This is a genomic window from Methanothermobacter crinale (genome assembly GCF_055397825.1).
The window spans coordinates 156,923-180,842 of the sequence record NZ_AP042450.1 but is presented as its reverse complement, the minus strand read 5'-3'; the positions used below and the strand labels follow the sequence as shown (position 1 = coordinate 180,842).

General features: G+C 40.0%; 22 protein-coding genes. 12 read left to right on the top strand and 10 right to left on the bottom strand.

Going from position 1 to position 23,920, the window contains the following annotated elements; all coding sequences use genetic code 11:
* Positions 1-66: 66 nt before the first annotated feature.
* Positions 67-570, top strand: a complete 504-nt coding sequence (locus tag ACZ5XX_RS01265) for an amino acid-binding protein (RefSeq protein WP_464584823.1) — start codon at positions 67-69, stop codon at positions 568-570.
* Here the strand turns inward: ACZ5XX_RS01265 and ACZ5XX_RS01260 are convergent.
* Positions 567-809 carry a HypC/HybG/HupF family hydrogenase formation chaperone gene (locus ACZ5XX_RS01260; protein ID WP_464584821.1) on the bottom strand — a complete coding sequence of 81 codons (243 nt, stop codon included), beginning with the start codon at positions 807-809 and terminating at the stop codon, positions 567-569. The genes ACZ5XX_RS01265 and ACZ5XX_RS01260 overlap by 4 nt on opposite strands.
* A 99-nt stretch (positions 810-908) precedes the next feature.
* Between ACZ5XX_RS01260 and ACZ5XX_RS01255 the strand changes: the two genes are divergently transcribed.
* Entirely contained in the window at positions 909-2,201 is a 1,293-nt protein-coding gene (locus ACZ5XX_RS01255) for an FAD-dependent oxidoreductase (RefSeq protein ID WP_464584818.1), read from the top strand.
* Here ACZ5XX_RS01255 and ACZ5XX_RS01250 read toward each other — a convergent pair.
* From ACZ5XX_RS01250 to ACZ5XX_RS01235, 4 genes are all read right to left on the bottom strand, one after another.
* A complete protein-coding gene (locus tag ACZ5XX_RS01250; protein WP_464584815.1) occupies positions 2,198-3,247 on the bottom strand; it encodes a glycosyltransferase in 1,050 nt (349 codons plus the stop codon). The two genes, ACZ5XX_RS01255 and ACZ5XX_RS01250, sit on opposite strands and share 4 nt — an antisense overlap.
* 386 nt (positions 3,248-3,633) lie before the next feature.
* Positions 3,634-4,491: a cell wall biosynthesis protein gene (locus ACZ5XX_RS01245; RefSeq protein ID WP_464584813.1), complete on the bottom strand. Its 858-nt coding sequence runs from the start codon at positions 4,489-4,491 to the stop codon at positions 3,634-3,636.
* 17 nt (positions 4,492-4,508) lie between these two features.
* Positions 4,509-5,693 (bottom strand): radical SAM protein, encoded by a 1,185-nt coding sequence (locus ACZ5XX_RS01240; protein WP_464584811.1) that lies wholly within the window; start codon positions 5,691-5,693, stop codon positions 4,509-4,511.
* A gap of 24 nt (positions 5,694-5,717) precedes the next feature.
* A complete protein-coding gene (locus ACZ5XX_RS01235) occupies positions 5,718-6,773 on the bottom strand; it encodes an mRNA surveillance protein pelota (RefSeq protein ID WP_464584809.1) in 1,056 nt (351 codons plus the stop codon).
* Positions 6,774-6,870: 97 nt separating this feature from the next.
* Between ACZ5XX_RS01235 and ACZ5XX_RS01230 the strand changes: the two genes are divergently transcribed.
* The 6 genes from ACZ5XX_RS01230 (at position 6,871) to ACZ5XX_RS01205 (ending at position 14,810) form a co-directional block, all read left to right on the top strand.
* Positions 6,871-7,242 carry a hypothetical protein gene (locus ACZ5XX_RS01230; protein ID WP_464584807.1) on the top strand — a complete coding sequence of 124 codons (372 nt, stop codon included), beginning with the start codon at positions 6,871-6,873 and terminating at the stop codon, positions 7,240-7,242.
* 1 nt (position 7,243) lies between these two features.
* On the top strand, positions 7,244-8,548 hold the full coding sequence (locus ACZ5XX_RS01225; protein WP_464586114.1) for a prephenate dehydrogenase: 1,305 nt from the start codon (positions 7,244-7,246) through the stop codon (positions 8,546-8,548).
* A 147-nt stretch (positions 8,549-8,695) separates the two neighbouring features.
* Positions 8,696-10,888: a CDC48 family AAA ATPase gene (locus tag ACZ5XX_RS01220; protein WP_464584804.1), complete on the top strand. Its 2,193-nt coding sequence runs from the start codon at positions 8,696-8,698 to the stop codon at positions 10,886-10,888.
* Positions 10,889-10,939: 51 nt separating this feature from the next.
* Complete coding sequence (ahcY, locus tag ACZ5XX_RS01215; RefSeq protein ID WP_464584802.1) at positions 10,940-12,193, top strand: adenosylhomocysteinase; 1,254 nt, start codon at positions 10,940-10,942, stop codon at positions 12,191-12,193.
* Positions 12,190-12,798: a DUF2119 family protein gene (locus ACZ5XX_RS01210; RefSeq protein WP_464584800.1), complete on the top strand. Its 609-nt coding sequence runs from the start codon at positions 12,190-12,192 to the stop codon at positions 12,796-12,798. Before ahcY ends, ACZ5XX_RS01210 begins: the two co-directional genes overlap by 4 nt.
* A 38-nt stretch (positions 12,799-12,836) precedes the next feature.
* Positions 12,837-14,810, top strand: a complete 1,974-nt coding sequence (locus ACZ5XX_RS01205) for an IGHMBP2 family helicase (protein WP_464584798.1) — start codon at positions 12,837-12,839, stop codon at positions 14,808-14,810.
* On the opposite strand, the gene fen is transcribed toward ACZ5XX_RS01205, so the two are convergent.
* The 5 genes from fen to cyaB are packed head-to-tail and all read right to left on the bottom strand — an operon-like array spanning position 14,779 to position 19,339.
* On the bottom strand, positions 14,779-15,765 hold the full coding sequence (gene fen / locus ACZ5XX_RS01200; protein WP_464584796.1) for a flap endonuclease-1: 987 nt from the start codon (positions 15,763-15,765) through the stop codon (positions 14,779-14,781). The genes ACZ5XX_RS01205 and fen overlap by 32 nt on opposite strands.
* 27 nt (positions 15,766-15,792) lie before the next feature.
* Complete coding sequence (locus ACZ5XX_RS01195; RefSeq protein WP_464584794.1) at positions 15,793-16,326, bottom strand: chorismate lyase; 534 nt, start codon at positions 16,324-16,326, stop codon at positions 15,793-15,795.
* 14 nt (positions 16,327-16,340) lie between these two features.
* The gene (gene hacA / locus ACZ5XX_RS01190) at positions 16,341-17,600 is read right to left on the bottom strand and encodes a homoaconitase large subunit (protein ID WP_464584792.1); all 1,260 of its coding nucleotides are present in this window, start codon (positions 17,598-17,600) and stop codon (positions 16,341-16,343) included.
* 9 nt (positions 17,601-17,609) lie between these two features.
* Entirely contained in the window at positions 17,610-18,785 is a 1,176-nt protein-coding gene (locus tag ACZ5XX_RS01185) for a homocitrate synthase family protein (protein WP_464584790.1), read from the bottom strand.
* An 11-nt stretch (positions 18,786-18,796) separates the two neighbouring features.
* Positions 18,797-19,339 (bottom strand): class IV adenylate cyclase, encoded by a 543-nt coding sequence (gene cyaB / locus ACZ5XX_RS01180; protein ID WP_464584788.1) that lies wholly within the window; start codon positions 19,337-19,339, stop codon positions 18,797-18,799.
* Between the two features lie 232 nt (positions 19,340-19,571).
* Here cyaB and ACZ5XX_RS01175 point away from each other — a divergent pair, with 232 nt between their 5' ends.
* From ACZ5XX_RS01175 to topA, 4 genes are read left to right on the top strand one after another with little or no spacing between them, the layout of a single operon-like run.
* Entirely contained in the window at positions 19,572-20,117 is a 546-nt protein-coding gene (locus ACZ5XX_RS01175) for a TATA-box-binding protein (RefSeq protein ID WP_464584784.1), read from the top strand.
* Positions 20,118-20,128: 11 nt separating this feature from the next.
* Entirely contained in the window at positions 20,129-21,592 is a 1,464-nt protein-coding gene (gene serB, locus ACZ5XX_RS01170) for a phosphoserine phosphatase SerB (protein ID WP_464584782.1), read from the top strand.
* A gap of 4 nt (positions 21,593-21,596) precedes the next feature.
* Positions 21,597-21,746 (top strand): hypothetical protein, encoded by a 150-nt coding sequence (locus ACZ5XX_RS01165; RefSeq protein WP_464584780.1) that lies wholly within the window; start codon positions 21,597-21,599, stop codon positions 21,744-21,746.
* 12 nt (positions 21,747-21,758) lie between these two features.
* Positions 21,759-23,897 (top strand): DNA topoisomerase I, encoded by a 2,139-nt coding sequence (topA, locus tag ACZ5XX_RS01160; protein WP_464586112.1) that lies wholly within the window; start codon positions 21,759-21,761, stop codon positions 23,895-23,897.
* The last annotated feature ends 23 nt before the right edge of the window (positions 23,898-23,920 follow it).

Sequence of the window (23,920 nt, the reverse complement as noted above, 5' to 3'; positions counted from 1 at the left end):
AAAATACTTATACTTTAAAGTACTATTTAAATCTTACCTGTATAATAATGTACATTGGTGGTTTTGATGTGGGAAAAAATAAAACACAAATTCCAAAAATACCCTGCAAGAATAAACGTGGCGAAAAAAATCGTAGAACTCGGATTCAGGGTAAACCCCGATGGGAAAATATACTGTGGAGACGTGGAGATAAGTGACATGGCCCTTGCAAGGGCCGCTAACGTTGACAGAAGAACAATAAGAGCAACTACACAAGTCATACTCCAAGACAACAACCTAAAGGAAATTTTCGAAAACATAATACCCGCAGGAGCCCTCCTCAAAGAAACGGCAAAAAACCTCGAATTTGGAGTGGTTGAAATAGAAGCAAACGCTAACAGCCCAGGTATATTAGCAAAGGCCGCAACCCTAATAGCCTCCAAGGGTATAAGTATAAGACAAGCACATGCAAGCGACCCAGAACTTGAAGAAAATCCAAAACTGACAATTATAACAGAAAAGCCTATCCCAGGCAATCTTCTTAAAAAATTCCTAGAAATAGAAGGAGTGAAAAGAGTTTCAATATACTAACTTGGATTCTCCTCATCAAGAACCTTTAACAGTTCATCCCACGCCTCCAAAGACTCCCTCGCAGCCCGATCAGACAACACCTCAATAGCATAACCTGAATGTACAAGGACATATTTACCTTCTCTAACATCCTCCACAAGATCGAGCTTAACCTTCTGCCTCACACCACCAAAATCAACCACTGCACTATTCTCTTCCTCGTCAATCTCTATTATTTGAGCAGGCGCTGCTATACACATTGCTAATCCCTCTCCATATATATACAGATAACACTATAATGATACTTGAAACAGCTTACTTATAAAGATTATTAAACAATAGTGATGGAGGGCGCACCTATGAATATCATTATAGGCGGAGGGCCAGCTGGAAGAGCAGCCGCCCTAGAATTAGCATCATTAGAAAAGGATGTTACAATCATAGAAAGGAATCATCTAGGCGGCACATGCCTAAACCAAGGCTGCATGGTCATATGCGGATTAAGAGACGTGACAAACTTTTTATATGATGCCAAAACCCTCAATGAACACCACATCCTAGAATTCAATTACAACATAAGATACAAGAAGATAGCAAAGGGTATCAAAAAGACGATCGCAAAGATAAGAAAGATAACAGAAAAGGAAACCAAAGACGCGGGAATAGAAGTAATATATGGAGAAGCAAGGGTCCCAGACAATAAACACGTAGAAGTAGAAGGTGAGAAACTCAACTATGATAAACTGATAATAGCAACGGGCGCAAGACCATACACACCCCCAATCAAAGGGAGCGAAAACGCCATAAACTACCAAGACATCCTAAAGTTGGAAGAAGTCCCTGAAAGTTTAATTATAATCGGCAGTGGTATGATAGCAGCCGAAATAGCTAACATATTCTCAATCCTAGGATCAAAGGTTCATATCATATGCAGAAGGGAATTCCTAGCAGATATAGATTGGGAAATAAGAGATTACATAACTAGAATATTATTAAAGGATGTTGAAATCCACACAAACACCAGCATAAAAAGTATAAAAAGAGGAGCTGTTAAAACAGACAAAGAGCGCATAGAGGGCATCCCATTCTTAGCAACGGGCATGACCCCCAATTCAGAGATAATAGATATTGTCAAAAAGGGCGAGAGGGGGAATATCATAGTTAATGATAGGATGCAGACAACCTACAATAACATTTATGCCGCAGGTGATGTTATCGGGGGAATTGGAACCACACCAGTCGCGCGCATGGAAGGTACAATAGCAGGATTAAATGCTGCAGGGATAGAAAAAAGGATAGACTATAGTTGCATTCCACATGCAATATCACTAGGCTATGATGTAAGTTACATTGAAATGAAAGGAGCCAAAGGAGAAAAATCAGTTGAGGGGAAAATGCCAGGGGCCGCGGGTCCGGGTTCATTCTGGAAAGTCCTAGATGATAATACAGGACTTGGTAAAGTCCAAGTAGACCTTGAAACAGGGACTATCGAAAAGGTTTATTCGATAGGCCCCTCAAGTCGTAATGTGGTGGCCTATCTCTCACTCCTTTTAAAATTAGGCGCTAAAACCTACGATTTCGAAAGATTTATAGAAACTCACCCTTCATCTGATGTTATTTACAAGTTACTGCGTTTTTTTGCAAAATATTAAATTTTCTTCATTGCAGCCTTCACGATTATATCAGCGATCCTGTCACTGGCTTTTATAACCTTTTCACCATAATAGGATGCTTTTTCCATCATTTCATCCTTCATTTTAAGCGCCCTTTTCAAGGTGTTTTCGAGGTTATTAAAATCGCTTTCGACAACAGCACCAGGGAACACAGAGGCCATATTATGATATCTCCCATACTTAACACCCTTTAATGCGATTATTGGAACTTTGCATGCTATGGCTTCATGTATCATGACACCGTCATCAGATAACACTGCAAGGTCAACAAGACTGTAAAGGTCAGGAACCCAATCTATATATCCTAGTTTTATGATCCTGGGACTTTGAAGGTATCCTTCAAAATCTTTTTTTAGGGGGTGGCCTACTACTACAATATTCGCTTCTATATCTGTTTCACTTATCCTTTTCGCGGCTTTTGCCATTAATTCAAAAAGTGATGAACCAGAAGAAAATAATATTGTTGGAAGATCCTCCTTGAAGGATGGTGGCATTCTTTTAAGCGCATTATCAGGGTTTCCCATTGTGATTTTTGGATCTATTGGAGAGTATGAACTGTGAACATTCTTCATGCCCTTTATCCCAAAAAGGCCAGATTCTGGTAACATTATAGTTGGATTAAGAATTCTACATATTCTAGCATCGGTTGGAGTGTTTGATATGCCCACAGCAGGTACTCTGGCCAATTTAGCCGATAAACAGCCGATCACGGCTCCGCCGCCTATAACACCAACCACTACATCTGGTTTTACCTTTTTTATCAACTTATAACCTTCCCATGTACCCTTTAAGGCTTTTAAAGCAGCTTTAAACAGGCTAGATTTTGTGGCAGCATGGCCTCCGGCTTGGGGTATCAGCATCTTGTACCATTTTATACTCCTTTTTTTGAAGAGTATACCAGGGGCTGTGCGATCTAATGCAAATTCACATTCAAAACCTCTATTAGAAAGGTTCTGCGCTATGTTAAGCCCCATTACAGCGTCACCACCAATACCACGGCCTGTGATAATAAACAATGCTTTCATCTTCTCACCTAGAGTGGACTCCAATTCTTTCAAGGTTCCGAGGACATTTGAATTGAATTCGCTTGTAAAAGCTAAAGTGGGGGGGGATACTTGATATTAACATTTATCCCCTAGTGGGATGACTATAAATCTTAACATTATAATATAATTTTTATTGGTTAGTGGTTATGAAATTTTATCCGGAAAAAAAGATCCAGGGAGATTCAAGTATCCAGTCCCCATGAAAAAATCAAATTTAAAAAGGAGATTACTCCATCCACTTAGATTATATTTTTAGAAGATCATGGGATGGAAATGCCCAAGCACCTAGAGGGATCCTATTGGTCTTTGAAAAGCTTGAGCTTAGTTTAAGCACCCGGCTAGGATATTGTTAGGGGGGGTAAAAACTAGTGTGGGTTGTGAAGTAATCTTCTAAACCCTAGGATTTTCAGTATCCTATTTTTGACTTTGAATTTTTTATCTCTTAATATTAATTGTCTTAGCAAGTCTCCGAGCCCCCCGCCACTTATAACATCCATAAAACAGTCCCCCAAGGTCGGGTTTTTGATTCTAAGGTTTTCTTGGATATACTTTTTCAAGTTTTCTCTTCTTATTAGAGCTATTATAAATGTTGTAAGTAAGAAGAATGTTAGGACTGTTGTGAATCCTCCGAGGAGGTGGAAGCTTAAGCCTAGGGCTATGGCGTAACTGTGGTTACCTATTTCACCCATCATTATCTTTCCCTTGTAGTCTAGGGGTGAATATGCGATGCAAGTAACTAATATTAAGAGGGGAAAGTATATTGGCTGGTTTTTGAGTAAAGAGATGATGATGATTAAAAGTGAGGTTATTATTATGGTGGTGCAGGCGGCTCCTGGTTGCATGTCTGCAATGTTCAACGGTTGTATCATGAAGGCTACGATGATGCTGGAAGGGCCCATTATGGGATATCCCAGGACTGAAATGATTACTATCCCAAGACCCCTTGCTAATTGTCCCCATTCCACCATCGAGTTTTTTATCCTTTTTCTCCCTAGGATGTCGTCGATGAACGCTAGGATGCCCATTATCCCAATTAGGAGGTTGTAGGGTGTGGGTAAAAATAGTATGAGGATAATGAATGGTGCTAGGCCTGCTCCACGTGGCGTGCCCCCCCGGATTCTGGTGTAGAGGTTGGTGGATTTGGCATATTTTTCTATGAGATACTTTATTGTTGGTGTTAGGATTAGTGTTATGATTGTTGCGATGATGATTTTATTTAACATAAGCCCTCACTACCATTTTATGGTCCGATGTGGCCGTGGGTGGTTTGGACGATGACGGTTCTGAGACCTTCATTGTTTAATAGTTTTTTTATTTGGATCATTTCATTGAATGATGGCCTTTTGATGATTTGTCTTCTGAATTCTGGCCTATAGTCCAGTACACAAACTTGGATTTCTGGGTTGATCTTGCGGATTTTTTCTCCCATTCTTTTGACTTCTTTTATTGTTATTAATTTTTTATTGTATGGAATGCCAACTCCTAGGTATACCTCTTCCTCGTAATTGTTAGTGATGTATTCTGTGGCACTCCACGAATTTTTTAGGTATTCTTTTGCGATTTTTTCGTCTCTTATGCCTGTGATGCGTTGAAATGTCCTAGTCTTGAGAGCTTTGAGGTCTATGCCTATCTGTGTCATTCCTTTTTTTACTAGTTGGTCTATGTATTTTGGGTTTAGTATTGTCCCATTCGTGTCAATGTGTATGTTAACTTTCCTTTCTCTTTTTATTCGTTGCATTGTTTCAAGCAGCCATTCCTTGTTTAATGTGCATTCCCCACCCGAGAATGTTATCGTGCCTGTTATGTATATTGATTCAAGGCCTAGTAGGATTTTAGCTGTTTCTTTGGGTTCTAGTAATGGGGCTTTTGCTGTGAAGGCGATGCGGTAGTTTTGGCATTGTGGACATCTCAGGTTGCAACCGTGTGTGAATCCAACCACTTCTATGGGCCTTATACTCTCTTTTAGATAGTATGGTGTTCCAACACCACCTACCATGTGGGCGCCGAACCCGCTTATGGCCCTTAAAGGGGATTTGATCTTTGTTTTTATTTCCATGCCCTCTGATAATGGTGTTATGCATGATAATGCCAGTTTTCCATCGATTTTGACTGCGCAAGCCCAGCAGCCTCCGCATTCACATGGCATGAATATGGTGCTTTCTGGTGATTTTCCCACGTCTATTCCAGCGGCTTCGAGGGCGTCTTTCACGAGCCCTGCCACCTTCACTGGTTTACCATCTACTGTAACCCTTACCTTCTCTCTTCTACTTTTATCCAATTTTATGGCTTTATATGGACAGGCTAATGTGCATGCTCCGCATTCGAAACATTTACCATTTTCAGCTGCCTTTTTAACGTTTCCTGCAGGGCATAGTACTAGGTTGCAAGTGTTGCATCTTCTGCAGTTGTTGATTATTATCCCCATGCTTTTGCCCACTTAAGGACTTTTTTAGTGTATTTTGAATCTTAAGAGGGCTGCTATTCCCCCGAGTGCTTCTAGTTGTTTTCCGCCTTCGTGTTCGCTACTTATTAATATTATTTCACCGCCCATGTTTTCGACGGAATCTAGTAGTGTTTCTTTTTCACTTGCAAGTTTGTCTAATATTAATAATTTTTTTATCGCGGCCATGTTTGCTGCTTCTTTAACTTCTTTTTCACCATAGGCTATCAGATCTGATGATTTTGCTATTTCTTCTAGTATTTCGTTAACGTTTCTGATTTCTTTTGCTATTCTATTTTCTGTGGCTGCTCGTTCAATTGTACCTTTTTTTAGGACTTCCTGTATCCCTACGCGGCCACCGGTTCCTGTGCTTTCTATTATGGAGATCTTGGCCAATTTTGGATATTTTTCTTTTAGGTAGGAATGGAAGTCTGTTTTTGTGAATCCTGGTCCTGCGATGACGATTAGTTCCACTCCTTTCAAGTTTTTTATGACTTCTATTATTTTTTCATAGAATTGGATGATTTTTTTTCTCCGGTCTTTTTGTTGTATTCTTTTTCCTGGGATGTGCCCAATGATAGGACCATAATATTCTATCCCATATTGCCTTATGAACCCTATATCGGCTGTGTCATCCTCTAAAGCCAATATTATAGCATATAGTCTTTTTGATGATTCTATGGCGTCTTTTAATCTTCTCAAAGCCCACTTGGACCAGGTTTCTTTTTTTATACGTAATGGGGTGTTTAATTTGATTTCTAGTGTATGATATGAACCTAATGGTACTAGGTCCTCTGGGCCCTTTTCTATAATTCCTGTTGCCCTTAATTTGCCAGTGTATTTGTGAAATTTCACAGATTCTACACGAATTCTTAGATAGAATGTTTTCTTCACTCCCCTGTCACTTCTTATCCTCTCACCACTGGTGTCCTGTATTCTGCGCGTGGTCTTTGAAGATACGAGGTCGCCTTTTTCTATTATATGTGATAAATGCCAGAGATCGTCGAGGGTTTCAGGGATTAATTCTATGATTCCCTTTTTTTTGTCTTCTTGGATTATCCTCATTTTTGATTCACACCATGGAAATATCTAATAATATAAGAGACTTACACTAATACTAGGTTATAGTTGGAGGATATATAATTAGGGAGGAGATGTTGGAATGGGAGATTATGAATCTGGAACAGCAACTTTTATCGGTATACTATTTGGGGTTGTTATGTTTCTATTCTTTGATGGAGTTTTTATATTTGTTTTTGTAGGTTTTATCGCCACTTATTTAACTAGGGAGGATGATAGAAGTTCCAGTGTGGGTGCAATAGCAACTTTGATACTTGCAATCATATTATTCATATATAATATGATAATGGGGCCCGAGATGCCATATTGGATAAGTAATATGCTTGGAGTGGACATGTTCAGTTTTGTTGTCGGTTTTCTCTTAGCGTGTTTCTTAGCAGTTTGTCTTGGCGGTTTAGGAGGTTTTTTGGCTGTTAAGGCATCTCAGTGGGGTAAAGTTGAACAGGCAGGATAGTATGAATGTCGCGGTTATTGGAGGTACACGGGGCCTTGGAAAATGGATAGCCGGTTTTCTTAAGGGTGAAGGTTTTAGGGTGATTATAACTGGCAGGGATAGGGTTACTGGGGAGAATGTTAGTAAGGAGCTTGGTGTGGAGTATTGTCCTGATAATGTTAGAGCCGCGAGGGATTCTGATATCGTTATAATATCTGTGCCTATTGAGAATACTCTTGATGTTATCAGGGAGGTTGCTCCTATTATGCGGAGGGGTTCTTTGCTTGTTGATGTGACTTCTGTGAAGGAGGAGCCTGCCCGTTTGATGGAAGAACTTGCCCCTGAAGGTGTTGATGTTCTCCCTACCCATCCCATGTTTGGTCCTAGGATACGTTCACTTGCTGGTCAGGTCGTGGTTTTAACTCCCTTGAGGAGGTCTAAGTGGGTTGATAGGGCTGTTAGTTTTTTAAAAGGGCATGGTGCTAGGGTTTTGGTTACTTCGCCTGTGAAGCATGATAGGATGATGAGTGTTGTGCAGGTGCTTACGCATTTTGCTTATATTAGTATTGCGTTGACTATTAGGGATTTGAGTGTTGATGTGAGGGAGTCTAGGCGGTTTGCGAGTCCTATTTATAATCTTATGCTTGATACTATTGCCAGGATAGTTTCACAGAATCCTTATCTGGCCTATTCTATACAAGTTTATAATAGGTATGGTGAGGATGTCCGTAAGGCATTTGTTGGAGCCGTGGAACGTTTGGAGGACCTTTTGAGGCATGGGGAGAGGGATGATTTTGTTAGGTGGATGAGTTTTGCCGCTAAGGGTCTTGATGATGTTGAAGCTTCCCTTGGAAGGTCTGATAAGGCTATTTTTGCTTTGAATAAGGAGTTGGATGTTTTGAAGGATTCTATTGGTAAGGAAGTCGGTCTTAGACATATTTATTCTGGTAATGTTCATGTCGGAGTTTTGGAGTCTGTTGATCCCGATTTTGTTGTTTTGAGGGTTGGTAAAAGGCGTGTAAGATTGAAGGTGTCGAATATTCAGGTTTTGAGTAGGGAGGAGCTCTGGGATTGGAAGGTGAAGAATCTTCCTAGGCGTTGTTATGATATTTCAGCTATGTTTCCTGAAGGTTGTGATCCTAAGGTTATAAAAGGTGTTATCGAGGGTTTGGATGGCATTGTGAAAGCTAGTGTAGTTGATATTTATAAGGGGGATCAAATACCTTCGGGCATGGTGAGTGTAACTTTTAGGTTTGAGGTTATCGATCAGGGCGTTTATGATAAGGTTAAAGGTTTGCTTGAAGGTTTTGGCGCGGTTATAAGATAATCTGCTTCATATTCTTATATTTAAAATTTCCGAAAACTTTATATAATATAAACTACATTTGTATTATAGTTACAAAAATTTACTAAAATATTAGGATAACCTCCATTAATAAAATAACAAAAAAATAATAGAATAAGGTGGACTAAAATGGAGAAAAAAGAAATAAAACTCAAAGTAGCCGAAGCATTATCACAATCAGATGTTGGTAGGGGGATAGCTCGCCTCGACCCCCAAGCAATGGAAGAACTAGGCATCAAAGACGGTGACATCATCGAAATAGAAGGAAAAAAGCTCACAGCAGCCACAGCTGCATCATCACAATCAGACATAGGCTTGGGAATCATAAGAATAGACGGATACCTACGTAAAAACGCACGAGCATCCATAGGAGAAGAAGTAACAATAAGAAAAGCAGACGTAAAAGAAGCCGAAAAAGTCGTGCTAGCACCAGTAGAACAACAAATCATAATAAGAGGCGATATAAGATCAGCATTCCTCAACAGAGTACTAGTAAAAGGGGACATAATAGTATCAGGGATAAGACAACAAATATCCACAGGCAGCCTATTCGATGAAATACTCCGAGACTTCATGGACATATCACCACTAGGAGAAATAAAGCTAGCAGTAGTATCAACAAAACCCTCAGGGGTCGTTAAAGTCACAGAAATGACAAACGTCGAAATACAACCACAACCAGTAGACGTAAGCAAACTCGAAGGAGTCACAAACCTCGTAGACGTAACCTACGAAGACATCGGAGGCCTAAAAGAAGAAGTCAAAAAAGTAAGGGAAATGATAGAAATCCCACTAAAAAGACCAGAACTCTTCGAAAGATTGGGGATAACACCACCAAAAGGCATACTAATGTACGGACCGCCAGGAACAGGTAAAACACTCCTGGCAAAGGCGGTTGCGAACGAAAGCGACGCACATTTCATAGCAATAAACGGCCCCGAGATCATGAGCAAATACGTCGGAGGATCAGAAGAAAGACTCAGAGAAATATTCGAAGAAGCAGAAGAAAACGCCCCATCAATCATATTCATAGATGAGATAGACGCAATAGCACCAAAAAGGGAAGAAGTAACAGGAGAAGTCGAAAGAAGAATAGTCGCACAACTCCTAACACTACTAGATGGCCTTAAAACAAGAGGCCAAGTTATGGTCATAGGAGCCACAAACAGACCAGACGCGCTAGACCCAGCCCTCAGAAGACCTGGAAGATTCGACAGAGAAATAGAATTAGGCGTACCAGACAAAGACGAAAGAAAAGAAATACTAGAAATACATACAAGGGGCATGCCACTAGCAGACGATGTCGACCTAGATGAGCTTGCAGAGATAACACACGGCTTTGTGGGCGCAGACCTAGAATCACTCTGTAAAGAAGCTGCAATGAGAGTGCTCAGAAGAGTGCTGCCCGAAATAAAAGTCGACGAAGAAATACCAAAAGAAGTCCTCAAAAAGATGATAGTAACCAAAGAAGACTTCAAAAACGCCCTAAAGGACATACAACCATCAGCACTCAGAGAAGTACTAGTACAAGTACCAAATGTGACATACGATGACATTGGCGGACTTGAAAAAGCAAAACAGGAGCTCAGAGAAGCAGTAGAATGGCCCCTAAAATACCCAGAAAAATTCAAAGAATTCGGCATAAAACCACCAAAAGGCATACTACTCTACGGATCCCCAGGGACAGGTAAAACACTCCTGGCAAAGGCGGTTGCGAACGAAAGCGAAGCCAACTTCATAGCAATCAAAGGACCTGAGCTGCTCTCAAAATGGGTTGGCGAATCAGAAAAGGGCGTGAGAGAAGTATTCAGGAAGGCTAGGCAGACAGCACCAACAATAGTATTCTTTGATGAAATAGATTCAATAGCATCCAGGAGAACAGGATCAGAAGCCGACTCAGGAGTAACCCAGAGAGTTGTCAACCAACTATTAACAGAAATAGACGGCCTAGAAGAACTACAAGATGTGGTTGTAATAGCGGCAACAAACAGACCAGACATCCTAGACCCTGCCCTGCTAAGGCCAGGTAGATTTGACAGGCACGTGAAAGTTGAAGATCCGGACAAAGAAGCCAGACTTGCAATATTCAAAGTCCACACAAAAGACATGCCACTGGCAGATGATGTCGACCTAGAGAAGTTAGCTGAGATGACAGAAGGTTATGTTGGCGCTGACATCGAAGCAATCTGCAGAGAAGCAGCCATGCTAACACTCAGAGAAGACATGAACGCAAAAGAAGTTCCAATGAAAAACTTCAAAGAAGCCATGAAAAAAATAAAACCAAAATCAACCATGGTGGAAGAGCAAGTACAATACCTCTAAAAATAAACTTACACCCCCCTTTACATTTTTTTTGTAAGAGAAGGGATCATTATGCCATACAATGTAAAGGATATTTCATTAGCCCCAAATGGGGAGGAGAAAATAGAATGGGTTCAAAGGCACATGCCAGTCCTTGAACATATAAAAAGAGAATTCGAGGAAAAAAAACCATTCAAAGGGATTACAATAGCTTCATGTTTACACTTGGAGCCGAAGACCATCAACCTTGGACTGACATTAATGGCTGGTGGGGCTGAAGTCGCCATGACAGGCTGCAACCCACTTTCCACCCAAGATGATGCCGCAGCAGCGGGTGCATCCCTCGGACTTAACATTTATGGATGGCGTGGCGAAACAACCCAAGAATATTATGAGAATATTCATCGCGTTCTCGACCATGAGCCAGACATCTTAATAGATGATGGGGCGGACATGATATTCCTCGCCCACAGAGAAAGACCGGAAATATTAGATAAGATAAGGGGGGCTTGTGAAGAGACCACCACGGGTATACATCGTCTCAGGGCCATGGCAGAAGATGGTGCGTTACGATTCCCTGTCATGGCTGTTAACGATGCTTATACAAAGTATCTTTTCGATAATAGGTATGGTACTGGCCAGTCAACACTTGATTCTATAATGGGCACAACTAACATGTTGATAGCTGGCAAGACTGTTGTTATTTGTGGTTATGGATGGTGTGGTCGCGGCATCGCTATGAGAGCAGATGGCCTCGGAGCTAATGTTATCATAACTGAGGTGGATCCTATAAGGGCCCTTGAGGCTAGGATGGACGGTTTCAGGGTTATGAAGGTTAATGAGGCTGTTAGACATGCTGATATACTTATAACAGCCACTGGGAATATTGATGTTGTCTCCCTAGAAGATTTTAAGAAGATGAAGGATGGTTGTATAATGGCTAATGCCGGCCACTTCAACGTGGAGATAAACCGTGACGATCTTTTAAGCCTCTCAGTCAAAAATAGAATTATAAGAGAGGATATTGAAGAATTTGTATTAGAGGATGGTAGAAGATTATATCTCCTCGCCGAGGGCAGATTAGTTAATTTAGCTTCTAGCAGGGGACAAGGCCATCCCGCAGAGATAATGGACATGAGTTTTTCACTCCAAGCACTTTCCGCACAACATCTTCTAAGCGTGGATTATGAACCTGGAGTTTATAAATCCCCTGATGAGATCGATTTGAAGGTTGCAAGGTTGAAACTAGAATCCATGAAGATAGAAATTGATGAATTAACGCCTCGACAAGTGGAATATTTGAGTAATTGGCAGGAAGGAACATGAGTTTCTTTAGACTGATAGAAAAGGGGGAGGGGCCAATAAGATTATTTGTAGGGGGCTTGCATGGAAGGGAAGGTCTTACAACAATAAAAGCCCTCAAGTCATTGGGTTTTGAGGATGTGATAGATGGTAAACTTATAATATATAATTGCGATCCAACCTCCTACCTCAGCACTTTGAAAAGATCATATTATACAAAACAGGGAAGGGAGATAATTTCATTAATAGAATATTATAGGCCATCCATTTACGTTGAAGCGCACTGTTACAAATATTATGAAGGACTCACAGACCCCGATCGTAAAAAGAAAATGGGGGTACCACCCCTCATTGAATTGGAAAATGGTGTCCTAATAGGCTCTGTATCCCCCCATATAAGGACTAGCTTTTTTAAACGGACTGATGTTTGCATCACCCTTGAAATGCCATGCATCCAAGACAGAATAGACACCAAAGTCCTCAAAACCTATACCAATATTTTAAAGATTATAGCCTCAATAAAGGATCGTCCAGAACTGGAGGAAAAGCTTGCAAGGAAGTACCCTGAACAAGTTGAAATTGCAAGGAGATATGCTATAGAGTTTTTTGGCGATTATCCACCATTCTAATCGTGTGGGGGGGTCTGCAAATCAAAATCAAAGAATATGTGAAAAGATTATTAGAACTTGTTGAAATGGAGAGGAAAGCCGAGATCGAAGCCATGATCTCGGAGATAAGGCGTTTATCAGCCTCAAAGCGTGAAAAGATAGGTAGGGCTATTAACAACCTGAATGGGAAAATCCTCGGCAGGGAACTTGGGTTCACCCTTGTCAAGTATGGTAGGAAAAAACCCATCGAAACCGAAATAGGTGTGGGGGATCTTGTACTTATAAGTAGGGGGAACCCTCTTAGAAGCGATCTTACAGCTACTGTGGCCCAGAAAGGCAGCAGATTTATAATCGTGGCCATGGAAAAAGTGCCAAAGTGGGCTTTAAAAAATGTTAGAATTGACTTATATGCCAATGACATCACATTCCAACGGATGGAAGATAATCTGAAAAAACTTAACAAAAATACCTATAATATATTAGAGTTTCTCCTGGGGAAGAGGAAACCCACAGCTAAAGTAAGAAGAGTGGAATTCGAATTGGAAGACGAAAGTCTTAACAATTCCCAAAAGGAGGCGATATCAAGGGCATTAGCCTCTAATGATTTTTTCCTGATCCACGGCCCCTTCGGCACGGGTAAAACAAGAACACTCATTGAACTCATACTCCAAGAGGTTAAAAAGGGTGGTAAGTTACTTGTAACAGCTGAGAGTAATATGGCCGTGGATAATATCCTAGAAGGATTGGATGGGAAAGTGGAATGTGTAAGACTTGGACATCCACAGAGAGTTTCGAAAGAAAATATAGAAAAAAGCCTAGCCTATAAAGTGGAGGATCACAAGGATTATGAGAAGATATCTGAACTGGAAAAAAAGATCCAGGACCTGATAAGAGAAAGGGAGAAGTACCATAAGCCCACACCATCCCTCAGAAGAGGTTTAAGTGACCGTCAGATAATGGCAAATGCCATGAAAAGAAGAGGTAGCAGGGGCATATCACCAAATGTCATGATATCTATGGCAAAATGGATAAAAACCAACAAGAAAATAGATGAATTATACGAGATGATAGATGATATAGAAAATAGTATAGTGGCTGACATCCTAGAGGAGACTCCCGTTATACTTTCAACTAATTCAACAGCAGCCCTAGAATACCTTGATGGTATCAGCTTCGATCTTATAGTGGTGGATGAGGCTTCCCAGGCCACGATACCGAGTATTCTAATCCCTCTTTCACGTGGTGGGAGGTTCATCTTGGCGGGGGACCATAAACAGTTACCCCCAACTATTTTGAACCAGGATGCTGTTGAATTAGAGAAGACGTTATTTGAAGAGTTGATAAGATTGTATCCATATAAGGCATACATGTTGGATGTTCAGTATCGTATGAACCCTCAGTTGATGGAATTTCCCAACATGGAATTTTATGATGGTAGAATAAAAGCAGCACCTGGCTTGGAGAATTTCACTATAGATAGTCTTGTAGATGATACGAGTTGTGAGTGGGGGCTTGGAAGAGAACTTTTAAACCCTGCTAAGCCTCTGCTCTTCATGGACACTGCTAGTATTGAAGGCAAATTCGAGAGGAGAGTTAAAGGGTCGCCTTCACTCCAGAATCAATTAGAGGCTGATCTTGCCATTATAGTATCCAATTTTTTTATTAAGAGGGGTGTTAAACCTTCTGATATTGGTATTATAACGCCTTATGACGATCAAGTGGATCTTATATCATCCCATGCTAAGGTTGAGGTTAACACTGTTGATGGTTACCAGGGGCGTGAAAAAGAGATCATAATAATATCCATGGTAAGGAGCAATAAAAATGGTAGAATAGGCTTTCTCAGTGATTTAAGACGTCTTAACGTCTCACTTACAAGGGCGAGGAGAAAACTTGTGATTATAGGTGATTCTGAAACTCTCAAAGCGCACCCATCCTATAGGAGGCTTATCAAGTATTCTATTAGTAGGGGCTTTTATTATAGGCTTGGGGAAGAATCTGTTAGAACCAGTCTGTCAAACTTTTCTGGATAGATTTTTCAACTTGCATCTTTTTTATGGCATTTTGCACCCTTTCTTCTGAAAATCCATGTTCATGGCAGAGGAAATCTATTATACCTTCCCTGTTCGGACTCCTCCATGAAAGCTTGTAATCATCTGTAACATCTGGATTGAGGAAAATCTCCCTTAAAATCTCAGGGTCACCATCTAACTCTTCACCTAGCTCTTCTAGTACATTATATATGTTGCCTTTTTCTTTTATGAATTTGAGGGCGCTTTTCGGTCCTATTCCTTTTATTCCCTTGTTGAAGTCTGTGCCTATGAGTAATGCCATGTCGACTAACTGTTCCCTTGTAATTTCCAATCTTTTCAAGATCCTCTCTAATTCTAGAAGTTCTAGTTCCTGTGCTCTCCCGGTTATGGCAAGGTTTCTAACGACTCTTGGAGCTCCGAATAGTAAGCAGTCATAATCTTGTGACGCAACCGCCCACGCATCACCATTCTGGACGATGTAAGATGCCTGAGCTTCGCCTTCTGCCGGCGCCTCAACAAATGGAACGCCCATCAAGTCTAGAAGTTTTTTCGAAGTGGATATTATATCAGGGGATATTCTGGCGGATCTTACAGCATATTTCCTAGCTTCTTCGATTTTTCCTTCTCTGAGGGCTTTCTTCCATCTTTTTTCAGCTTCAACTCTTACAGATCTCCTTTTTGTGATTGTTTCCATTTTTAAATGTGGGCTTTTACCATCGAATACATAAACCACCTTTATGCCCTTTTCTATGATGGCTGAGGTTCTATAGAGTATGCCACTGAGATGTGATGTTATCCTACCTTTTCTGTCCATTAAAGGTGTCCCATCCTTCTGCCTTATACTAGAGAGGAACTGGTATATGGTGTTCGGGGCGTCGATTGCTATAATGCGCCCCTTCAAATCCCCAATTTTTATCTTAGAAGCGTATATTATATCCTTGAGTTTAACACCCATACTTATAACCCCAAGGGTTCTTGAACCCTATTTTTTGAAGTATGTGATGGGGAATGTTTCTTTTATCCTTATTAGGATCTTGTCCTTGTGTATGATGTTATATGTGCGTGTTAGCATTAATGAATCTGTGTGGAATATCTCTTTGAGTTCTCCTGTAGGTTCTTCGACGTCTATTTTTTCCACTTCTCTTCTTGATTCGATGTTATGTTTGCGCAGTATTTTCCCGATTGGTATGTCTGCTCTTATCAAATCTTCTTTAAAATCGTTATTTAATCTTGCAAGGGGGATGTATGATATTGCATGTATGAGGGGCTCTTCGTTACCAATTAATACTATTCTGTAGTTTATTTTTTCCCCGGCGGCTATGTCAAGTTTTTCAGCGATCTCTTCGCTGGCTTCTCTAAACTCTTGTACTAAGGTTTTTATATTCACTTTTCCGAGTATGACGTCGAGTATTCTTGTAACCGAACCATCAGTTGCTAATAGTATCTTTTGGGTGTTTGAAAGCGGACCTATTACCCTTTCAAGTCTTTTGATTTCCTCCACAACATCTATATCCATTCCACATCCCCTTTTTATTCTGGTATGGATATTTCGCCTTTGATGGCTGACTGGGCCACTATTATGGGATTCGCAAGGTAGACTTTTGATTTGGGGTCTCCCATGCGTCCTTGGAAGTTTCGGTTACTTGTGGATATGCAAACTTCTCCAGAGCTTAAGACGCCCATGTGGGCTCCAAGGCATGGGCCGCAGCCCGGGTTGCATACTATTGCCCCGGCATCTATGAAGACCTTTATAAGGCCTTTTTTTAGGGCTTTAAGGTAGGTTTCTGAGGATGCTGGGACTATTATCATCCTCACATCATCGTGTATCTTTTCATCTTTTAAGATCTCCGCCGCCATTCTAAGGTCCTCAAACCTCCCATTTGTGCATGAACCTATGAATGCTTCGTCTATATGTGTTCCTAGGACATTTCTGACGTCTTTTACGTTGTCAACTGAGTTTGGACATGCTATTTGTGGTTCAAGATCATCTATGTTAAAATAGAATTCCTCATGATAATCATAATCAGGATCTGAAGTATAGATTTTGAATTTCTCCTGGGGGAGTCTTTCCTTAAGATATTCTATAGTGGCTTTGTTGGGTTCTATTATCCCGTTTTTGGCTCCCATTTCCACTGTCATGTTGCAGATGGTCATTCTCTCTGGGACTTCAAGTCTTTTAATGGTTTCTCCTGTGAATTCAACGGATTTGTAAGTTGCCCCTTCGACTCCGAGTTCTCCTATGATGTGTAATATGAGGTCTTTAGCTGTTACATGTTCTTGGAATCCACCTTCAACTTCTATTTTCATTGATTCCGGGACTCTTAGCCATGTTTTGCCCGTGGAGAATATCATGGCCATGTCTGTGGCGCCCATTCCAGTGGCAAATGCTCCGAAGGCCCCGTAGGTGCATGTGTGCGAGTCCGCCCCTATTATGATGTTTCCTGGTTTTATGAATCCTTTTTCTGGGAGTACTTGGTGGCATATGCCCTCCCCGTGTTTGAAGATGTTTGTTATTCCTTGTTCTTTTGCGAATTCTCGTGTTACTTTTTGGAATTCGGCTGCTCCAATACTGTTTGGGGGTATGTTGTGGTCATAGACTATTACTATCTTTTTTGGGTTCCAGACTCTTTTTTGTCCTGTTTTTTCAGCTATTTTTTTGAAGGTTTTGATTGTGGGTGGGCTTGTGCCATCGTGTGTCATTGCAAGATCGATGTCGACTTCGATGATTTCGCCTGGTTGTACTTCTTTTTTTCCCGCGGCCTTGGCTAGTATCTTTTCGGTAATGTTCATCTTGGATCACTACATGTCTACCGGTCCTTTAACTGAACTTATGATTTCTTTAAATAATTTATCATTTATGAATCTTCCTTTTTCTCGGGCTTTTTTCACTTCTTCAACTATCTTGCAGAGTTCGTCTCTTGTCACCTCTATCCCATATTCTTCAAGTTTTGCTTTAACTGCTCTGCATCCTGAGTGTTTGCCCAACACTATCTTTCTTTTGTGTCCTATAAGTTCGGGTAGGAATGGCTCGTAGGTCAGTGGTTCTTCTAGGACCGCATCTACGTGTATTCCTGATTCATGTCTGAAGACGTTTTTTCCTACTATTGGTTTGTTTTCTGGGACGTTCATATGCGTGTATTTTTCCACTAGTTTTGAGAGTTCACAGAGTACTTTTATGTTGAATCCTAGATCTATCTCATATAAAATTAATAGGGCCATTATTAGTTCTTCTAGGGACGTGTTCCCTGCTCTTTCACCTATCCCGTTGACTGTGGTGGATATTGCATCCGCTCCAGCTAGCAGGCCCGTGATTGAGTTTGCGACTGCGAGTCCGAAGTCATTGTGGCAGTGTAGTGCTATTCCTGTGTTGAGGAATTTTTTGAGTTCTTTTACGAGGAATTGCATTCCATGGGGTGTAATGGCGCCTACCGTGTCTGCTATGTGGACGCGGTCGGCTCCGTAATCTTCGGCTTTTTTATATATTTTTTTCAGGAATTCAAGGTCTGTTCTTGTGGCGTCCTCGGCTGAGAATGCTACGAATACTCCATGGTCTTTGGCATATTCTATTGATTTCATGCAGATGCTTAATGCTTGTTCTTTTGTTAGTTTTAGTTTGTGTTTGAGGTGTAGGTCTGATGTGGCTATGAAGGTGATTATCCCATCTACGTCGCAGTCTAGGGCTTTTTCTATATCTTCTTTTTTTGTGCGTGATAATGCTAGTATCTCAGCGTTTAGCCCCTCATTTGCGATTTTTTTAACTGATCTTCTTTCTTCTTCCGACACGACTGGGAAGCCTGCTTCTATCTGGTGTATTCCTAATTCGTCGAGTTTTCTTGCTATTGCAAGTTTTTCTTTTGTTCCTAGGCAAACTCCTGGTGTCTGTTCTCCGTCTCTTAAGGTGGTGTCATAGATTGTGATTTTCTCTGGGAATTTTAATCTTACTTTCTTGTTGAAGGGGCTTACAAAATATTTCAAATGATTACCACCTAATTCCTTTTTGGTGGGAGATTATCATCTAGTAGTAATTCGAGGTATGATTTTCTTTGGAATCCTTTTTGGATTCCAAGTTTTTTGTAGATTTTGTAGATTTTGTTGAGTGTTTCATCATAGTCTTCATTTTCTTTTATATCCTTTTCTATTTCCATGTAGGTTCCCAAGCCCTCGATGTTATCTATTGTGATTGTGAGGTCGTCTAACTGGTATATTTCTCTTTTTTTCACTACTTTGTGTGCTTTCTTGAATCCGAGATGTTCTAGTATTCTTGTCATCTTTTGGGGGTTTGGGATTTCTGTTTCTATTTCTTGCCGGGTTTTGCTCTTTTCATCTATTTTAGGCCCTTTGTATGTTAAGAGGGTTCTTGTTGGCGTTTCTCTTATCCTTAGGGCTTCGTCTGTGATTTTGAAGTCCTTGTGGGGTGCGTTGAAGTATATGTCTTCTTGTTTTTCTGTTCTGATTTTCTGGGCTCCGATGGATTCAAGTTTCTTTTTTATCCTATGGTCTGTTTTGGCTTTTACTTCCACTTCGATCAAGGATGTTCACCAATCCTTTTAAATGGATAGAATTATCTTTGTCTTTTCCATGTAATTTCCTTTAGATATTGTTATATTTTATGGATTTGTTTGGAAAGTTTTTAAATCGAAGAATATGTAATAAAAAATCTGGATTTGATAGTAATCAATTTTTAAGTACTTATAATATTATATAATTTAGCGTTTATAAGAGTCCAATGTATAGTCTCAACTTCACTGGGAGGTATAATAATTGAATGATGTAGATATTAAAATAGAGAATATAGTGGCCTCTGCAACCCTTGGAAAATCCATAGACCTTACAAAAGTGTCTAAAGCATTGAAGAATGTTGATTTTAACCGAGAACAGTTCCCAGGACTCGTATATAAGTTGAAGAATCCGAAGACAGCCGCCTTAATATTCGGCTCAGGCAAGCTTGTATGTACTGGTGCAAAGTCAATAGAAGATTCCAAAAGGGCCATAAAAATAACAGTGGATAAGATGAGGACAATGGACCCTGAAATTCCAGAGGACTTCGAGATCAAAATACAGAATATAGTGGCCTCCGCCAACCTGGGGAAACCGCTCAACCTAGAAGCCGTGGCCCTTGGACTTGAAAACACTGAATATGAACCTGAACAGTTCCCAGGACTCGTATATCGTCTAGATGATCCTAAGGTTGTTCTCTTACTTTTTGGATCGGGTAAAGTTGTCTGCACAGGGGCTAAAAGTGCAGAGGACGCTAAACTTGGTGTTGAAAGGACAAAAGCTCGTCTCGCTGAGTTGGATCTTATTTAATGGTGATATTATTGATCAAACTTGTAGTCTTCGACCTTGATAACGTTATAATAGACGCGGAAGCAATAGATGAAATCGGAAAATTAATGGGAGTTGAAGAAAAGATAATGGAACTCACAAAAAGAGCCATGGAAGGGGAAATGGACTTCAAAGAGTCAATAGAAGAAAGAGTGAAACTACTCAAAGGAGCCAGGGTTGATGATATAAAAAAATTGGCCCACAAACTCCCATTAATGAAAGGTGCCAAGGAAACCATCCAACAACTCAAGGAGAAAGGCTACAAGATAGCCACAATAACAGGCAGTTTTGATATTATAGCAGATATAATAGGTAAAAAATTGAACCTAGATTATATAATCTGTAACAAACTACACCACAAACGCGGTATCCTAACTGGGGAAGTTAGCGGGCCCCTTGTGAAAAAAACGAAATATGAAATCCTACAGAGACTATTAGAAGATGAAGGTTTCAGTTTTGATGAATGCGTTGCCGTAGGTGATGGTGCCAATGACATATCCATGATAGAATCCGCCAAGTTGGGCATAGCATTCAATGCCAAGCCAATAGTCAAAGAAAAAGCCGATGCCATAATAGAGAAAAAGGACCTCAAAGAAATACTGCCCCTCATAGAAGAACTTGAAGAAACGGATGAGGTAAACCTTGAAGAAGTCCTCGATAAAAAAAAGGAATATGAGGATAAACTTTCAATCATCTTAAAGGAACGGGATGAACTCAACAAGGAAGCTAAAGAAAAAAAAGAGCTCCGAGACGAGCTCAACAAGAAGGTTAAAGAAAACCTGGAGTTAGCTATCGAATTCAGGGACAAGAGAAATGAAATAAATAAAATAGTTGAAGAGAACAAAAGACTCAGAGATGAAACCAACAAGAAGATCCGTAAGTTAAAATGGTCATCCACAGGGAGAAAACGTCTAAAGTTAGAGAATAAGATCAAGGAGATCGATAAGATAATCGAGACACAAGTCCTAGACATGAAAAAAGAAAACGAACTAGTTAACAGGGTAAATGATCTCAGAAGAGAGCTGGCAAAGATACAAGAAGATGAAAAAACACAAAAAAAAGCCATCAAACTTAAAAAATTGTCAGAAAAATACCATGAGAATGTTGTTAAACTCTCTAAAGAAGCCCAAGAATACCATGAAAAAATGCTAGAACAATTCCAGAAAACAGACAAGATAAGAGCCAAGGCAGATGAAGCCCACAAAGAGTTCATGAAATTCAGGAAACTAGCATCAAAAAAACATGAAAAATCAAAAAAGATCCTAAAAAGGATAAAGCAAGCTAACATTGAAATAAAGAGGATTAAATCGAGGATGGATAGTGTTAACGCGGCTAAAAGCCGTAAAAGGAGGATAGTAGAAAAGAAAAGAGCAGAAGAAATATACAAATTATTCAAAGATGGTAAAAAGCTCACAAAAGACGAACTATTACTCCTACAAAGATACAGGATAATATAGAGAAATGAAATCCAAAAACAAAAAAGAGAAAATAGAAACTTGCTTCATCTGTCAGAGAAAATTCAACATAGAAGCAGATGACAACAGCCACTATCATTATGGAAAATATCCAATATGCAATTACTGCAGTGAATTTTATGGATTCTACTTATAGAATGTGATCATCATGGACGAAGTCATCATATGCGAAAAACCACGCTCATCAGAAAAAATAGCTAGAGCATTATTCCCAAATGCAAAAAAGAAAAAATATAAAAAAATATACTATTGGGTACATCAGGAAGAAGATAAAAAAACCATAATCATACCAGCAGCAGGCCACCTTTACACCCTAAAACCGAAAAACCCCAATGAAGAACTATTTTTCGACCTTGAATGGGCTCCAGTGCCCGAAGTTGATAAAAAGAAACGTTACATCCAAGATTATATAGATGCTATTGATGGTTTGGCTAAAAATGCCGATAAATACTTACATGCTTGTGATTATGACATAGAGGGGACCCTTATAGGCTACAACGTCCTCAAACACATCTGTGGGGAAGAAGCTCTCCAGAAGACCTTGAGGATGAAATTCTCCACACTAACGAGGGATGATATCATAAAAGCCTACAAGAACCCTATAGAACTTGATTATGGACAAGTAGACAGTGGAATAGCTAGGCACGTGTTAGATTTCATCTTCGGAGTCAATATCTCCCGTTCATTAATGAAATCGGTCAAAGAATCAACTAATAGGTTCATAAAACTTTCAGCAGGGAGAGTTCAAACCCCAGCCCTCTCAATATTAGTAGATAGGGAAAAAGCCATCCGAAAATTCAAACCAGAACCCTATTGGATCATAAAGGCCATCCTAGAAAATGACATAATAGCATTAAACCAAAGGGGTAAGATATTCCAGAAAAATAAAGTTAAAAGCGTGCTGGGAACATGCAAAGGAAAGGACGCCATCATAGAAGAGGTTAAAATAAACCGGATAACTAGGATGCCCCCAGCACCCTTCAATCTCGGGGGTCTTCAAGCAGAAGCATACAAGGTATTTGGTTTAAGCCCGAAGAAAACCCAGAGCATCGCCCAGAACCTCTACATTGAAGGTTATATTTCATATCCAAGAACATCATCCCAAAAACTTCCAAAAACCATAGATTATGAGAAAATCTTCAAGGGCCTCTCAAAAGATCCAAGATTTAAAGAAAAAATAACTAATCTGAAAAAGCCACTAAAACCACATGAAGGCAAAAAAGAGGATGAAGCACACCCAGCAATCCACCCAACAGGACTATTACCTGAAAAATTGGGAAAATATGAAAAAAAAGTCTATGAACTAATAGTATACAGGTTCATAAGCGTATTCGGTGAAAAAGCCCTCATAGAGTCAATGAATACAAAATTAGATATAGGTGGGGAAATTTTCAAATTTTCACGAAAAAGGGTTGTGAAGATGGGGTGGATGGAACAATACCCCTACCAGAAAATAGAAGATGAAAAATTCCCAGAATTCGAAGAAGGAGAAAAAATCCCAGTCAAAGAAGTGAAAGCAGAAGAAAGAGAGACAAAACCACCATCAAGGTACAATGAGGCTTCCCTTATAAAAGAAATGGAGAAAAGGGGCCTTGGAACCAAATCAACAAGAGCAGATATAATCTCAATACTCTATGATCGTAAGTACATCGAAGGAAAAAAGATCCAAGTAACGCCACTTGGAGAAAATATAATAAACACCCTCAAAAGATACTGTGAAAAGATAACCAGTGAAGAACTCACAAGACAATTTGAAGAAGAACTCAAAAAGATAATGAAAGGGAAAACATCAAAGGACAAAATCATCAAAAAAGCCAAAGAAGAGATCATATCAATAATAGAAGAGATAGAAAAAAATAAAGAAGAAATAGGAAAACACCTCTATAAGGCTTACCAAAAGGGGCGTATAATAGGAGAATGTCCAGAATGTAAAGGAAACCTACTACTAAAGTATTCAGATAAGACCAAAAGCAGTTTTGTTGGCTGTTCAAGGTTCCCAGAATGTAAAATAGTATACCCCCTACCTAAGGGTGCTCGCATACTGAAAAGCAAGTGTGAAAAATGTGGCCTCCCACTAATATCCTATGGAAAGCCCAGGCAGAGAGCATGCCTAGACCCAAACTGCGGCAAAGAGAAAAAAGATAAGATAGAAGTTGTGGGGAAATGTCCAAGGTGTGGAAACGATCTTGTGAAACGTTCAGGAAGATATGGTGAATTTATAGGCTGTAAAGGGTTTCCGAAATGTCGTTTCACAGCCTCGGTAGAAGAAGTTAAAGAAAAAGGATAAAATATTTATACATGAGAAGATAA

Excerpts from the sequence above, each read along its gene's own strand:
- ACZ5XX_RS01265 (WP_464584823.1), top strand. The coding sequence starts at position 67 with ATGTGGGAAAAAATAAAACACAAATTCCAAAAATACCCTGCAAGAATA.
- ACZ5XX_RS01260 (WP_464584821.1), bottom strand. The coding sequence starts at position 809 with ATGTGTATAGCAGCGCCTGCTCAAATAATAGAGATTGACGAGGAAGAG.
- ACZ5XX_RS01255 (WP_464584818.1), top strand. The coding sequence starts at position 909 with ATGAATATCATTATAGGCGGAGGGCCAGCTGGAAGAGCAGCCGCCCTA.
- ACZ5XX_RS01250 (WP_464584815.1), bottom strand. The coding sequence starts at position 3,247 with ATGAAAGCATTGTTTATTATCACAGGCCGTGGTATTGGTGGTGACGCT.
- ACZ5XX_RS01245 (WP_464584813.1), bottom strand. The coding sequence starts at position 4,491 with ATGTTAAATAAAATCATCATCGCAACAATCATAACACTAATCCTAACA.
- ACZ5XX_RS01240 (WP_464584811.1), bottom strand. The coding sequence starts at position 5,693 with ATGGGGATAATAATCAACAACTGCAGAAGATGCAACACTTGCAACCTA.
- ACZ5XX_RS01235 (WP_464584809.1), bottom strand. The coding sequence starts at position 6,773 with ATGAGGATAATCCAAGAAGACAAAAAAAAGGGAATCATAGAATTAATC.
- ACZ5XX_RS01230 (WP_464584807.1), top strand. The coding sequence starts at position 6,871 with ATGGGAGATTATGAATCTGGAACAGCAACTTTTATCGGTATACTATTT.
- ACZ5XX_RS01225 (WP_464586114.1), top strand. The coding sequence starts at position 7,244 with ATGAATGTCGCGGTTATTGGAGGTACACGGGGCCTTGGAAAATGGATA.
- ACZ5XX_RS01220 (WP_464584804.1), top strand. The coding sequence starts at position 8,696 with ATGGAGAAAAAAGAAATAAAACTCAAAGTAGCCGAAGCATTATCACAA.
- ahcY (WP_464584802.1), top strand. The coding sequence starts at position 10,940 with ATGCCATACAATGTAAAGGATATTTCATTAGCCCCAAATGGGGAGGAG.
- ACZ5XX_RS01210 (WP_464584800.1), top strand. The coding sequence starts at position 12,190 with ATGAGTTTCTTTAGACTGATAGAAAAGGGGGAGGGGCCAATAAGATTA.
- fen (WP_464584796.1), bottom strand. The coding sequence starts at position 15,765 with ATGGGTGTTAAACTCAAGGATATAATATACGCTTCTAAGATAAAAATT.
- ACZ5XX_RS01195 (WP_464584794.1), bottom strand. The coding sequence starts at position 16,326 with ATGGATATAGATGTTGTGGAGGAAATCAAAAGACTTGAAAGGGTAATA.
- hacA (WP_464584792.1), bottom strand. The coding sequence starts at position 17,600 with ATGAACATTACCGAAAAGATACTAGCCAAGGCCGCGGGAAAAAAAGAA.
- ACZ5XX_RS01165 (WP_464584780.1), top strand. The coding sequence starts at position 21,597 with ATGAAATCCAAAAACAAAAAAGAGAAAATAGAAACTTGCTTCATCTGT.
- topA (WP_464586112.1), top strand. The coding sequence starts at position 21,759 with ATGGACGAAGTCATCATATGCGAAAAACCACGCTCATCAGAAAAAATA.